The organism is Longimicrobium sp. (assembly GCF_036399255.1).
In the GTDB taxonomy this organism is placed as follows: domain Bacteria; phylum Gemmatimonadota; class Gemmatimonadetes; order Longimicrobiales; family Longimicrobiaceae; genus Longimicrobium.
The window spans coordinates 13,496-26,242 of record NZ_DASWNM010000076.1; the positions used below are offsets into that span (position 1 = coordinate 13,496).

Consider the following 12,747-nt stretch of genomic DNA (forward strand, 5'->3'; position numbering starts at 1 on the left):
GATTCCCCGGTCAGACGGCGATCAGCGTCAGCGGCGGTCCGCGATGCCGGCCCCGGACAGGCACGCCTGCACGAAGCCCGCCTCCACCCGCCGGCACGCCGCCTCGGCCTGCCGCGGCGCGGGGTGGACCAGCGCGACCCGCTGGCCGATGAGGCCGTAGCACGCACCCTTGGCGTCCGCCGGCACCTGCGCGCAGAAGGCGGCGCCGGGCTCGATGGTCCATTCCAGGTCGGTAAAGAACTCCACGCCGCCCAGCATGCAGTCCGCCGCGAGGGCGCGGCTGCCCTGCTGGCACCCGGCGATCATCGCGGCCGCGTCGCCATCCACCGCGCCCAGGTACTGCTTGCCGAAGCCGCGGTAGCAGTCGCGCACCGCCGCGGCCGGTGCCGCATCGCAGGCGCGCAGCACCGCCTGTGGATTCACGCCGTGGATCTGGAACAGCGCGATGGGCTGATACGCCCAGCACGAAGGCTGGTGGCGCGCATCCACCGCGCCGCACAGCTGCTGCAGCTCGGCCTTGGACTTCGGCGCGGCGGACGGCGCCGCCGCGTGCCCGCCGTGCGCGCCCCCATGCGCGTGGCCTCCCCCGTGGCCGCTGCCCGCGTCTCCACCGCTCGCCTGCCCGCCGCTCACACTCCCCATTGCCGGGCCGTCGCCCACCTGGATGGATTCCGTCCCCACGGCGCGGATCGCCCGCTCCATGAAGATGCCGTCCTGGCACTCGCGGCGTCCCGTGGCCGTCTGCAGGTGGTCGCACAGGGGCAGGGCCCGCTGAAAGTCGCCCTTGAAGTGCACCATCAGCCCGTGCCCCAGGCCGTGCCAGCACTCCACCAGCTCGTAGCCGGGCTGCCCCCGCGCCGGCCGCTCCGCGCACATCCGGCGGACGGATGCCTGGTCCACCGCGCCGCCGACTAGAAAGAAGCCCTCTAGCGCGCCATGGAAGCAGCCGGACTGGAACACCGGCGTGCACTCCCCCAGCACCGCCAGGTCCCTCCGCTCCGCCATCGCAAAGCGGCCCAGCGCGTGGGCCAGCTCGTGCCCGCGCAGCCGCAGCTCCTCGTCGCGCTCCGTCAGCGCGCCCAGGCTGTCGAGCGCGACCCGCACCCCGCCCGGGTTGCGCGCCAGGCGATACACCGACGCGATCTCCGGCGTCACGCCGGACACCGGGATCGAGTCGCTCGCCACCGCCGCTTCCTTCGCCGGCGGAGCGGGAGGCGCCGGCGCCCCGCGATTGCACGCCGCCACGCCGCACACCGCGACGAGCGCGACCAGCAACTTCACGTTCATCCCTGAATCACCAAAGGATGGGCCTCACAAATCTGTATCAGCCATTGTAGATGGGCCCGCTGGACGAGCGGTACAGCTCAAGCACCTCGTTGGCCTCCGCGCGCAGCATCCCGTGCACGATCTGGATTCCCCGCTCTTCCAGGTACGCGTGCGACTCCGGAAAGACCGGCCCTTCGTCGAAGCGCAGGCGGCGTGCGTCGTCGCGGTGGGCGCCGCAGACCAGGCGCTGCACGCCGCTCCACAGGGTGGCGCCCAGGCACATGGCGCAGGGCTCGCAGCTGGTCACCAGCTCGTGCGCCGGGCCGCCCTCGTGGCGCAGGGTGAACGAGCCCAGCCGCGCCTGCGCCGTCATGAAGGCCATCATCTCGCCGTGCAGCGTGCAGTTGTTCAGCCGCACCACGCTGTTCATTCCCACCGACACCAGCCGGCCGCTCTCCATCTCGAAGATCGCCGCGCCAAACGGCCCGCCCGTGCCGCGCACCACGTTTTCGCGGCTCACCGCGATCGCCAGCCGCATCCGCTCCTCGTCGGATGTGTAGCGGCGCTCCCAGTCCACCACGGAATCCACCCAGTCGGGATAGTCGATGCGGATGGGCGGAATGATGGACACGGTGCGTTTCCGGGCTCAGGGGGTTCGATATCGGCCGATGCGGCCTGTCCGCACAGCATACGCCCCCCGCCCGCATCCGACAAGCAACCCCATCGCCGTCCCGCTCGCTGTTCCCTGTCCCCTGTCCCCTGTCCCGCTATTCCCTATTCCCTGTTCCCTATTCCCTAGCTCGCCCCAAACGGTTATTTCTCGTAAAAGCCCCCAGGCGACCGCAAACCCACTCCCCGCACCCGGAACCACGTGACTCCATCCGTCGGAACCAACGTGCCGCGCAAGGACGGCATCCCCAAGGTGACCGGCGCCGCGAAGTACGTGGACGACCTGCGCTTTCCGGGAATGCTGCACGGGCGCACCATCCGCTCCACCATTCCGCGCGGCCGCATCAAGTCCATCCGCTTCGACTTCGACACCACCGGCTTCACCATCGTCCAGGCCGGCGACGTGCCGGGCGAAAAGTGCAACTACGTGGCGCTCATCGAGGCCGACCAGCCGTTCCTTTCCACCGGCGAGATCAACCACCAGGCCGAGCCCATCCTGCTTCTGGCCCACGAGGACCGCGACACGCTGCTGGCCGCGAAGGTGGAGATCGAGTACGAGCGCGACATCCCCATCTTCGACGCCGAGTCGTCGCCCGTGGTCTTCAAGGAGATCCGCATCCGCAAGGGCGACGTGGACGCGGCGATGGCGACGGCCGAGGTGATCGTCGAGGGGACGTACCGCACCGGCTACCAGGAGCACGTCTACATCGAGACCAACGGCGTCATCGCCATCCCCGAAGCCAACGGGGGGATGACGGTGCACGGCTCGCTGCAGTGCCCCTACTACGTGCACAAGGCCCTCAAGGCGCTGCTGGACCTGCCCGACGACCGCGTGCGCGTGGTGCAGAGCGAGACGGGCGGCGGGTTTGGCGGCAAGGAGGAGTATCCCTCCGTCATCGCGGGGCACGCGGCGCTGCTGGCGCGCAAGTCGGGACGGCCGGTCAAGCTGATCTACGACCGCGAAGAAGACATGGTGGCCACCACCAAGCGCCACCCATCCGTCATCCGCCACCGCACGGGCCTTACGCGGGACGGGCGGCTGGTGGCGATGGACATCGACGTGCTGATGGACGGCGGCGCCTACGTCACGCTGAGCCCCGTCGTGCTCTCCCGCGGCTGCATTCACGCCGCCGGCCCGTACCGCTGCGAAAACGTGCGGACGTCGGGCCGCGCGGTGATGACCAACACCCCGCCCAACGGCGCCTTTCGCGGCTTTGGCGCGCCGCAGACGCAGTTCGGGATGGAGGTGCACATGGAGCGCATCGCCGAGGCGCTGGGGATGGACCCCGTGCACCTGCGCGAGATCAACGCGCTGCGCCCCGGCGACACCACCGCCACCGGCCAGCGGATGGGCGAGGACTGCAGCGCGGTGGAGGCGCTCCGGACGGCGGTGGAGCGCAGCGACTTCCATCGCAAGCGCGCCGAGTACGCGGGGACCAACAAGGGGATCGGCCTGGCGCTCTTCTATCACGGCTCCGGCTTTACCGGCAGCGGCGAGGTGCACCTGAAGAGCAAGGTCTCGCTGGAGGCGCGGGAGGATGGCGTGCGCGTCCTGGTCGCCAGCGCCGAAATCGGCCAGGGCACACGGACCATGCTCTCGCAGATCGCCGCGGACGCGCTGGGCGTGCCGTACGCCGAGATCGAGTGCGAGCAGCCCGACACCTCGCAGGTGCCGGACAGCGGGCCCACGGTGGCGTCGCGCACCTGCATGGTGGTGGGCGGCATCCTGCAGAAGTGCGCGGAAGAGATGCGGGAGAAGATCGGGGCCATGGATCCGCGGGAGTACGCGCGCCTGCACGGGCCGCTGCTGGTCACCCGCCAGTACGACAAGCCGCACGACATCACCTGGGACGACACCGAGTATCGCGGCGACGCGTACGCGGCGTACGGCTGGGGGTGCGACGTGGCCGAGGTGGAGCTGGACCCCGTGACGTACGAGGTGCGCCCGCTGCGCGTCACCGTGATCCACGAGATCGGCAAGGCCATCCACCCGGTGATGGTGACGGGGCAGATCGAGGGCGGCACCGCGCAGGGCGTGGGGTGGGCGCTCAACGAGCACGTGGTGATGCGCGACGGCGCCATGGCCAACGGGCAGCTCACGAACTACACGATCCCCACGACGCTCGACACGCCGCGGCTGGACGTGGTGATCCTGGAAAACCCCAGCAGCTACGGCCCGTTCGGCGCCAAGGGGGTGGGCGAGATGCCCATCGACGGCCCCGCGCCCGCGGTGGTCAACGCCATTCGCCACATGGGGCTGGACGTGCGCGACATCCCCGCCATTCCCGAGGCCGTGATGGAGGTTCGATGCGCTTCACGCTGAACGGCCGTGAGGCGCAGGTCGACGCGCCGCCCATGAAGCGCCTGCTGGACGTGCTGCGCGAGGAGTGCGCGCTCACCGGCAGCAAGGAAGGCTGCGGCGAGGGCGAGTGCGGCGCCTGCACGGTGCTGGTGGACGGGATGCCCGTCGTCAGCTGCCTGGTCCCCTTTGCGCAGGTGCGGGACGCGGAGGTGGTGACGATTGAGGGGCTGGAGGGCGCGCACCCGCTGCAGAAGGCGTTCGCGGAGCTGGGCGGCGCGCAGTGCGGCATCTGCACGCCGGGGATGATCATGGCCGCCGTGGCGCTGGGGCCCAACCCCTCGTTCGAGGAGATTCGCCACGGGCTGGCCGGCAACCTGTGCCGGTGCACGGGCTACGAGGCCATCTACCGCGCGGTGGAGGGTGCCTCGTGAGGACGGCCGTATCCACCCTGGACCTGCTGGAGCCGCGCTCGCTGGACGACGCGCTGGGGATGCTGCAGCAGCACGCCCCGCTGATGCCGCTGGCCGGCTGCACGGACGTGTTCGTGGGCCTGCAGTTCGGCACACAGCCGGCGCGGCGCTTCATCAACCTGTGGGGCCTGGACGAGCTTCGCGGGATCGGCGTGGGGGACGATGGGACGCTGCGGATCGGCGCGCTCGCCACCTACACGGAGCTGGGCCGCTCGCCCATCGTCTGGGAGCACCTGCCGATGCTGGTCGCCGCCTCGCGCGAGGTGGGCGGCGTGCAGATCCAGAACCGGGGGACGATCGGCGGCAACATCGCCAACGGATCGCCCGCGGGCGATTCGCTGCCGGTGCTGGCCGCCGCGGACGCCGTCGTCGTCCTCCGCAGCCTGGAGGGCGAGCGGCGGGTGGCGTTCAACGAGCTGTACACCGGCTACCGCGCCACCGTCATCCGCCCCGACGAGCTGATCGTGGCGGTGGAGGTGCCGCCGGTCGAGGGCGCGCAGTGGTTCCGGAAGGTGGGCACCCGCGCCGCGCAGGCCATCAGCAAGGTGGTGATCGCCGGCGTGCGCGCCCCGCGTCCCCGCATCGCGCTGGGCAGCGTGGCCGCCACCGTCGTGCGCCTGCCGCAGACCGAGAACGCGCTGGCGCTGGGATCGTCCATCGAGGAAGCGCAGCGCGTGCTGCACCAGGAGATCCAGCCCATCGACGACGTGCGCTCCACCGCCGCGTACCGCCTGCGCGTGGCGGGCAACCTGCTGGCCCAGTTCTGGGCGGAGACGAGCTGACGAGAAAAGCACCACGCGGAGGCGGCGGAGGAAAAGAGAGAGGACGCGGAGGAGCTCCTTCGCGTCCCCTTCTTTGTTTCGAGACATCAAGTCGTTGTGGGAATGGGACTTCCGGGATCTGGAGGATGCTGTTACCTTCTTCGTCCCATCCGACGATCCACTACATCCTCTTCGCAGACCAGGCTCCGCATCCAATGAACGTCTCTTTCCTTTCCCGCGCGGCCGTGCTCCTGGCGCTGGCCGCGGCGCCGGCCGCCGCCCAGACGCCGCGCGCCGTGATTACGGGCTTCGACAACCTGCGGTGGGGCGCCGCGCGCGACACCGTCACCCGCTACTGGCGCGAGACGCCGCAGTCGGAGACCACCGAGCGCGGCATGACCTTCATGCGCTTCGTGGACTGGGAGGGGATGCAGTGGACCGTGGCCGTGCACGAGCGGCAGGGCTTCTCGCACTTCCTGGCGAAGTCCGTTCCCACGCTGGCGGCGGAGCGCTGCCCCCGCGTGTTCGAGCAGTACGTGCGGCGCATGCAGCGGCGCTACGACGACATCACGCCGCAGGGCGGGGAGAACAACCCCGGCGCGGGCAACCTGTGCGAAGAGGTGCGCGCCGGCCGCGCCAGCGCCCGCTACACGTGGACCGACCCGGTGAACAACGCGGGCTCGTCGGTCTACATCGACCCCGCGGACGGCCGGGTGGTGTTCACGCAGGAAACCGCCTTTTTCCGCGACTGGCGGGCCCAGCGCGACCAGCCCGCCGCGCAGGCGCAGGCCCAGCCGCCCGCGCCTGCACCCGCCGCACCGCCGGCCGCCGCAGCGCCCGCCGGCTACGACAGCCGCCTGTGGAACCCCCGGGAGCCGGCCGTACAGATTCCCTTCGGTGCGTCGCGGCAGGACGTGGTGCGCGCCTTTGGCGAGCCGGTGCTGGAGGACACCCGCAACGTGGGTCCCGACATGGTGGACCTGATCTATTCGCGGGGAGGGCAGGGCGTGGTGTTCACCGTGCACCGCACGCGCGGAATGATCCGGGCCAGCAACAGCACCGGCTTGGTGGGCGCGGACGAGCCGTGCAACGCCTTCTGGCAGCGGATGCGCGGCCGCGTGGCCGCCCTGTTCCCGGGGGTGACCCCGCGTGGCGGCGCGCACAACCCGCGCGGCGGCGACCTGTGCCAGGAGGTGCAGGCCGGGCGCGCCTTTGCCGAGATGGTGTGGCCCACGCCGGACGGCGGGTCGGTGTGGCTTCGTGTGGGGCCGTCGTCGGGCGCCATCTCCGTCGCCGTGTCGTCCGCCGACTACCACCGCTGGTTCGACACCTCCGCCGAAGGCCGTGAGCGCGCCGAGCGCGTGCGCCGCGCCGCCGGCACGCCCTGACACGGGCAGGCGGCCAGCGGGACCGGCCCTCTCCACCTTGCGTGGAGAGGGCCGGTTTCGTACAGGTGTCCGGCGGCGCCTGGATCCACCCGGGCCGCCTCTCCCACTCCCGAACGTGATGATGGATTTTCCGCGGCTCGCCGATTTTCTGGAGGAGCTGGCCCAGAACAACCGGCGCGAGTGGTTCGAGGCGCACCGCCCCGCGTACCAGGCCCTGCGTGACGACTTCTGCGCGTTCATCGGCGAGGTGATCGAGCGCACGGCGGACTTCGACGAGCGCGTGCGGTGGAAGGACCCAAAGGACTGCCTGTTCCGCATCTACCGCGACGTGCGGTTCAGCGCCAACAAGTCGCCGTACAAGACCACGTTCAGCGCGTACGTCAGCGAGCAGAACCGCCGCGGCGCGCCACCGGGCTACTACCTGGAGGTGGACGAGAAAGGCACGCTGCTGGCCGCCGGCGGCGTCTGGATGCCGCCCGCCGAGCCGCTGGCGCGCCTGCGCACCTCCATCGCCGAGCACCCCGAGCGGCTGCAGAAGGTGCTGCGGGCGCGCGGCTTCAAGAAGACCTTCGGCGATCTGCAGGGCGACGACCGCCTGAAGCGCCCGCCGCGCGGCTACAGCGAAGACACGCCGCTCATCGAGTACATCAAGCGCAAGAGCTTCATCGTCTGGCGCGAGACCGACGCCCGCGCCCTGACCCACGACGGCGCGCTCGCGTACGTCACCGACTCCTTCCGCGCCGCCCTCCCCCTCGTCGACTGGGTCCGCGCCGCACTCGAAGGCATTGGCGAGGCGGATTGATGCCGTTACGTCAATCCTACTATTTTCTCTACGCCAATCCTACTTTCCATGCTACGCCAATCCTACTGCTCCCGCTACGCCAGTCCTACATACTGCGCTACGCCAATCCGTTACCTCATCTCCGCGGCGCGCGCCACGCGGGTGGCCACGAACCGCGCGAAGGGCGCGTAGTCCTCGCGAATGTCCGCCTGCTCCAGCGCGTCGAAGTACTCGCGCCGCTCCTCCGCGCGGATGATGGTCCACGGCAGCCCGGCCGAGCACAGGATCAGGTTCATCAGCAGGCGCGACAGCCGCCCGTTGCCGTCCATGAACGGGTGCACGTGCACGAAGGCCCAGTGCGCCACGGCCGCGCGCGAGACCGCGTCCATCTCCAGCTGGTTCAGCGAATCGGCCCAGACGCGCATCATCTGCGGCACCTTTCCCGGAGCCGGCGGCACGTAGGCGCTGCCGCGGATGTACACGGGCGCCTGCCGCCATCCGCGCAGCTCGGCGGCCGTCATGATCTCGGCATCCACCGACGGACCCCACAGCTCCACGAACAGGTCCAGCACCATCCCCTCCGACAGCCGCGCGCCGCCGTCGGCCTCCGCGGCGAACGCCACCGTGCGCTCGAACGCCTGGGAGTAGCCCCGCAGCGCCATCAGCCGCTCCATCTCGGCCCGGTCGGGGCTGTCGAGCGCGGTGCCGGCCAGCACTGCCCGCACGTGCTCGCGCGTGATGCGGTAGCCCTCGATGGTGGTGGAGTGGTACGTGTCCTCCGCCTTGGCCGTGCGCGCCTGGCGCAGAATGGAATCGACGGGCGCGGGCGACAGGTCCACCCCGGTTTCGCGGATCACTTCGGCGCTTACTTCGGCGGCGCGGGCCAGCTTGGCGCGAAAGCGGTCCAGCCACGGCTCGCGCAGCGACGGCTGGGCAGAGATGTAGCGCGGAATCACCAGGTCCCGCCCCACCCCCGTGTGCGTGCGGCTGGGGCGCGTGCGATGGAATGCCGTCGCGATTCTGCGCACCTGCTCCGCCAGGCGCCGGTTGCCCACCGCCTCGGCCAGGTGCCCGATGCGCTCCAGCAGCACGGGACGAGGGTTGCGTTCGTACGCCTGCTCCAGCTCCGGCTGCGCCAGCACCAGGCTCTGCAGCCAGGTGAGCACCAGGTCGCGATGGTCGCGGATGTCCGTTACCGTAAGCGAAAGCAGCACGCGCACCGGTGGAGAAACGTGCAGGGTAACGCCGTCCACCACCATTTCCTCCGCGACGATGCGGGGCTCTGGCCGAGGCGCCGCCGGGCGCAGGTAAACGGTGAGGCCGGGAACCACCTCCAGCTTTCGCTCGCTGGCGCTGGACGCATGGGTTACGTGCAGCAGCGGCGGGGTGGACGCCTCGCCCATGTACAGGCGCACCGCTGAGATCCTGTCGATGACGGCGGGCGCATAGATCCGCAGCGCCTCACTGACCAGACGCCAGTAGTTCTGGCGTAGCGCCGAGTCGGCCTCGGGATGGGCGGGGCCCAGAACCACCCACCCCCATCCGCCCGGCGTCAGTGCCAGCAGCGCGTTGTCGCGCAGGTATCTTTCAGCGGCCGCGGGGGGAAGATCCTCCGCGGCGCCTGCGTACTTTTCGCGCTCGATCTGCTCTTCCCACCATGCGAGCGCCTCATCGCGCGGGCTGCGTTCCGCCATGAACATCCTCCAGGATCATTGACACAACCAGCTGGGCAGTAGGATTGGCGTAGGGAGTATAGTAGGATCAGCGTAGAATTGTAAATATAATCGACGTAGAAATGATAGTAGGATTGGCGTAGCGACCGGAGGAGGAATGACGTAGCGCCGTGATCCAGATATGCGAGATCCAAACCGCAAGGCAGTTGAGCCAGCATCGAAGTGTTGCCGCAATCCCCATCAACTTCCTCTTCCGTCGACTCACGCACTCCCGCACTCACGCACTCACGCACTCACGCACTCACGCACTCACGCACTCACTTTCGCACTCCCGCACTCCCCGTCCGTCGCAAATGTCCGCGCCGCGGAACCCCTACCCCCATGCGCCGGGTACACTTGGGCCGACCAATCGACAGAAGCGTCTTCCGGGAGTGATCCATGCGCAGCTTTCTTCTTCGTCCGCTCATGGTGGCGGCGCTGCCCGCGCTGGCGGCCGCGTGCGTGTCAGCCCAGGAGTCCCCGATGAAGGAGCCGCCAAAGAGCGCCGCGAACGCACGCCCGCTGGACACCACCCCGTGGCAGCTGCCGCCGGCGCAGATCCCCGCGCTGGCGCCGGCCGACTACGCGGCGTTCGGGCTGGGGCTGTTCCGCCAGCTGGGCGACGCGCGGCCGGACCAGAACGTGGTGGTCTCTCCGCTGAGCGCGGGGCTGGCGGTGAGCATGCTGGCCAACGGCGCGCAGGGGCAAACGCTGGCCGGAATCCAGCAGGCGCTGGGGACGGGGATGGACCTGGACGGGCTCAACGGCACCAACGCCGCGCTGGCCCAGGCACTGCGCAGCGGCGACGTGGAGCTGGCCATCGCCAACTCGCTGTGGGCGCGCCAGGGGGTGCCGTTCCTTCCCTCGTTCATGGAGCGCAACCAGCGCTACTACCAGGCGGAGGTGGCCGCGCTGGACTTCAGCTCGCCGCAGGCGGCGGCGCGCATCAACCGCTGGGTGAGCGACAAGACCAACGGGCGCATCACGCGGATGGTGGAGCCGCCGATCGACGGGGACGTGGTGATGTACCTGATGAACGCGGTGTACTTCAAGGGCCGCTGGCAGGACGAGTTCCGCGCATCCGCCACCCGCCCCCTGCCCTTCCGCGCCCCCCGCGGCACCGTGCAGCGGCCCATGATGACGCGCACCGGCTCGTATGGCTATCTGGACGGCGACGGCTTCTCGGCCGTTCGCCTGCCGTACCGCGGCGGCCGCTTCGCCATGTACGTGCTGCTGCCGGACGCGTCGTCCGGCGTGGCGGCGCTGCGGCGGGGGCTCACCCCGCAGGCGTGGGCCGGGTGGATGGAGGGATTCGGCACGCGCGAGGTGCGGGTGGTGATGCCCAAGTACCGCGTGAACGTGGAGTCGCGCCTCAACGCGCCCCTGGCGGCGCTGGGGATGACGGACGCGTTCAGCCAGACGGCCGCCAACTTCGGCGCGCTGCTGCCGGCGGAGTACCTGGCGCGCGGCAACGTGTACGTGAGCGAGGCCAAGCAAAAGGTGTTCGTCGAGGTGAACGAGGAGGGCACCGAGGCCGCCGCCGTCACCGGCATCGAGATGCGCGCCACCAGCGCGCCCCCGCCGCCCGCCGAGTTCGTCGTGGACCGCCCGTTCATCCTCGCCATCCGCGACGACACCACGGGGGCCCTGCTGTTCATCGGCCAGGTGAACGATCCCGTCACCGAGGACTGATCGGAAAGATCGGAATCCGCCGCACGAAAATATTGGCCGAACCAGCCCGTGCCGCGCTACCTTGTGCGGCACGGGCTCGTGTTTTCCTGGCAATCGCATCGGCACGGGGGACGATCGGCACATGGACCAGCAGACCATCAACGCGGACGGACCGTCTCGCGCCCCCGCGGTGCCACGGGGCGTGGATTACGCCGCCTTTGGAATGGAGCTGTTCCGGCGGCTGGGCCATGCGGCGCCGGAGGGCAACGTCGTCGTTTCGCCCCTGAGCGCCGGGCTGGCGCTGGGCATGCTGGCCAACGGCACCACCGGCGACACGCTGGCCGAGATCGAGCAGACGCTGGCGACGGGGCTGCGGCTGGACGCGCTGAACGCGGCCAACGCCGCCCTGGCCGCCGCGCTGGAGAACGACGAGGTGGAGCTGGCCCTGGCCAACTCGCTGTGGGCGCGGGCGCCGCTGCTGCCCGCGTTCGTGGAGGGGGTCCGGCGTTCGTATGGCGCGGAAGCCGCCGCGCTCGGCACTGCGGGGCCGGTCAACGAGTGGGTTTCGCGCAGCACGGGCGGGCGCATCAAGGAGATGATGCGCGACCCGATCAATCCCCTGGTGATCCTCTGCCTGCTGAACGCGGTCTACTTCAAGGGGCGCTGGAAGGAGGAGTTCAGCGCGGCGGCCACGCGCCCCGGCACCTTCCACGCCCCGTCCGGCCCGGTGGAGCGGCCGATGATGTCGCGCACCGGCCGCTGCGGCTACCTGCGCGGCGGCGGCTTTCAGGCCGTGCGGCTCCCGTACCGCGGCGATCGCATCGCCATGTACGTGCTGCTGCCCGATCACCAGCAGGGGCTCACGGGCCTGCGGGAGATGCTGGCGGTGGAGGCGTGGCGGGGATGGATGGCCGAATTCCGCACGCAGGAGGTGCGCGTCGCCATGCCCCGGTACCGGCTGAACGGGATGTCCTCTCTGAAGGAGCCTCTGGCGGTGATGGGAATGAAGAGAGCGTTCGCCGCCGGACGCGCGGAGCTGGACGCCATGCTGCCCGCGAAGTACGTGGCGGCGGAGGAGCCCTACGTAAGCGCCGTGCTGCAGAAGGTGTTCATCGAGGTGAACGAGGAAGGCACCGAAGCCGCGGCCGTGACGCTGGTCGAGGTCAAGACCCGGGGTGGCCCGCCTCGAACGAGGGAGTTCACCGTGGATCGCCCGTTCATCTTCGCCATCCGCGACGACACCACGGGCGCCCTGCTGTTCATCGGCCAGGTGAACGACCCGGTGACGGAGGGCTGACGGTCTGATCGGCCAGAGAAAGCCCTGATGGATGTTGCGGAACCGCCCGTGGGCGGAGTGCCGCTGGACTGCATGGAAAACCTGGCCCTCCCAATCTGTCATTCCGAGGAAGCGCACACCCGGCACCTTGGGCGATCACAAAAGCCGGTGCGCGACCGAGGAATCTACTTTCCGCCTCCTCGTAGACTGCCGCGACGCCCCACACTGGCCCTGTCTGGCTGTTTCGCCGCCGCAGCGGTGGCGCGGGCTACCGCGTCCGGCCTCGCGCGAGCCGAAGGTAGATTCCTCGGCCCTGCAGCCTGCGGCGTGATCGTCCGATTGCAGCGTGGCCGGGCCTCGGAATGACAACACCGTTTTCATCCAGCAGGAATGGAAACGCGGCCCACCCCAATCTGTCATTCCGAGGGAGCGCCCACTCGGCACCTTGGGC

Annotated in this window: 10 protein-coding genes; 7 read left to right on the forward strand and 3 right to left on the reverse strand. The window is 70.0% G+C overall.

What is annotated here, in order from left to right:
• Nucleotides 1-27: 27 nt before the first annotated feature.
• Both VGC13_RS12155 and VGC13_RS12160 read right to left on the reverse strand, forming a co-directional pair.
• Entirely contained in the window at nucleotides 28-1,287 is a 1,260-nt protein-coding gene (locus VGC13_RS12155; protein ID WP_331125532.1) for a hypothetical protein, read from the reverse strand.
• A 37-nt stretch (nucleotides 1,288-1,324) separates the two neighbouring features.
• A complete protein-coding gene (locus VGC13_RS12160) occupies nucleotides 1,325-1,897 on the reverse strand; it encodes a nucleoside deaminase (RefSeq protein ID WP_331125533.1) in 573 nt (190 codons plus the stop codon).
• Nucleotides 1,898-2,137: 240 nt separating this feature from the next.
• On the opposite strand from VGC13_RS12160, the gene VGC13_RS12165 reads away from it, so the two are divergent.
• From VGC13_RS12165 to VGC13_RS12185, 5 genes are all read left to right on the forward strand, one after another.
• Nucleotides 2,138-4,258, forward strand: a complete 2,121-nt coding sequence (locus VGC13_RS12165; protein ID WP_331125534.1) for a xanthine dehydrogenase family protein molybdopterin-binding subunit — start codon at nucleotides 2,138-2,140, stop codon at nucleotides 4,256-4,258.
• Nucleotides 4,243-4,668: a (2Fe-2S)-binding protein gene (locus VGC13_RS12170; protein WP_331125535.1), complete on the forward strand. Its 426-nt coding sequence runs from the start codon at nucleotides 4,243-4,245 to the stop codon at nucleotides 4,666-4,668. The genes VGC13_RS12165 and VGC13_RS12170 overlap by 16 nt, the downstream gene beginning before the upstream one ends.
• Nucleotides 4,665-5,489, forward strand: coding sequence for an FAD binding domain-containing protein (locus VGC13_RS12175; protein ID WP_331125536.1), 825 nt, complete (start codon nucleotides 4,665-4,667; stop codon nucleotides 5,487-5,489). Before VGC13_RS12170 ends, VGC13_RS12175 begins: the two co-directional genes overlap by 4 nt.
• A 194-nt stretch (nucleotides 5,490-5,683) precedes the next feature.
• Nucleotides 5,684-6,856 (forward strand): hypothetical protein, encoded by a 1,173-nt coding sequence (locus tag VGC13_RS12180; protein ID WP_331125537.1) that lies wholly within the window; start codon nucleotides 5,684-5,686, stop codon nucleotides 6,854-6,856.
• A gap of 118 nt (nucleotides 6,857-6,974) precedes the next feature.
• Nucleotides 6,975-7,658: a DUF2461 domain-containing protein gene (locus VGC13_RS12185; protein ID WP_331125538.1), complete on the forward strand. Its 684-nt coding sequence runs from the start codon at nucleotides 6,975-6,977 to the stop codon at nucleotides 7,656-7,658.
• A 110-nt stretch (nucleotides 7,659-7,768) separates the two neighbouring features.
• Here the strand turns inward: VGC13_RS12185 and VGC13_RS12190 are convergent, their stop codons facing one another.
• Nucleotides 7,769-9,331 (reverse strand): Fic family protein, encoded by a 1,563-nt coding sequence (locus VGC13_RS12190; RefSeq protein WP_331125539.1) that lies wholly within the window; start codon nucleotides 9,329-9,331, stop codon nucleotides 7,769-7,771.
• 417 nt (nucleotides 9,332-9,748) lie between these two features.
• On the opposite strand from VGC13_RS12190, the gene VGC13_RS12195 reads away from it, so the two are divergent.
• Nucleotides 9,749-11,041, forward strand: coding sequence for a serpin family protein (locus VGC13_RS12195; protein ID WP_331125540.1), 1,293 nt, complete (start codon nucleotides 9,749-9,751; stop codon nucleotides 11,039-11,041).
• Between the two features lie 121 nt (nucleotides 11,042-11,162).
• Nucleotides 11,163-12,317 (forward strand): serpin family protein, encoded by a 1,155-nt coding sequence (locus VGC13_RS12200; protein WP_331125541.1) that lies wholly within the window; start codon nucleotides 11,163-11,165, stop codon nucleotides 12,315-12,317.
• Nucleotides 12,318-12,747 lie beyond the last annotated feature (430 nt).

Bases quoted from the DNA above. Each gene is read 5' to 3' on its own strand.
- VGC13_RS12155 (WP_331125532.1), bottom strand. From the start codon at position 1,287: ATGAACGTGAAGTTGCTGGTCGCGCTCGTCGCGGTGTGCGGCGTGGCG.
- VGC13_RS12170 (WP_331125535.1), top strand. From the start codon at position 4,243: ATGCGCTTCACGCTGAACGGCCGTGAGGCGCAGGTCGACGCGCCGCCC.
- VGC13_RS12180 (WP_331125537.1), top strand. From the start codon at position 5,684: ATGAACGTCTCTTTCCTTTCCCGCGCGGCCGTGCTCCTGGCGCTGGCC.
- VGC13_RS12185 (WP_331125538.1), top strand. From the start codon at position 6,975: ATGATGGATTTTCCGCGGCTCGCCGATTTTCTGGAGGAGCTGGCCCAG.
- VGC13_RS12190 (WP_331125539.1), bottom strand. From the start codon at position 9,331: ATGGCGGAACGCAGCCCGCGCGATGAGGCGCTCGCATGGTGGGAAGAG.
- VGC13_RS12195 (WP_331125540.1), top strand. From the start codon at position 9,749: ATGCGCAGCTTTCTTCTTCGTCCGCTCATGGTGGCGGCGCTGCCCGCG.
- VGC13_RS12200 (WP_331125541.1), top strand. From the start codon at position 11,163: ATGGACCAGCAGACCATCAACGCGGACGGACCGTCTCGCGCCCCCGCG.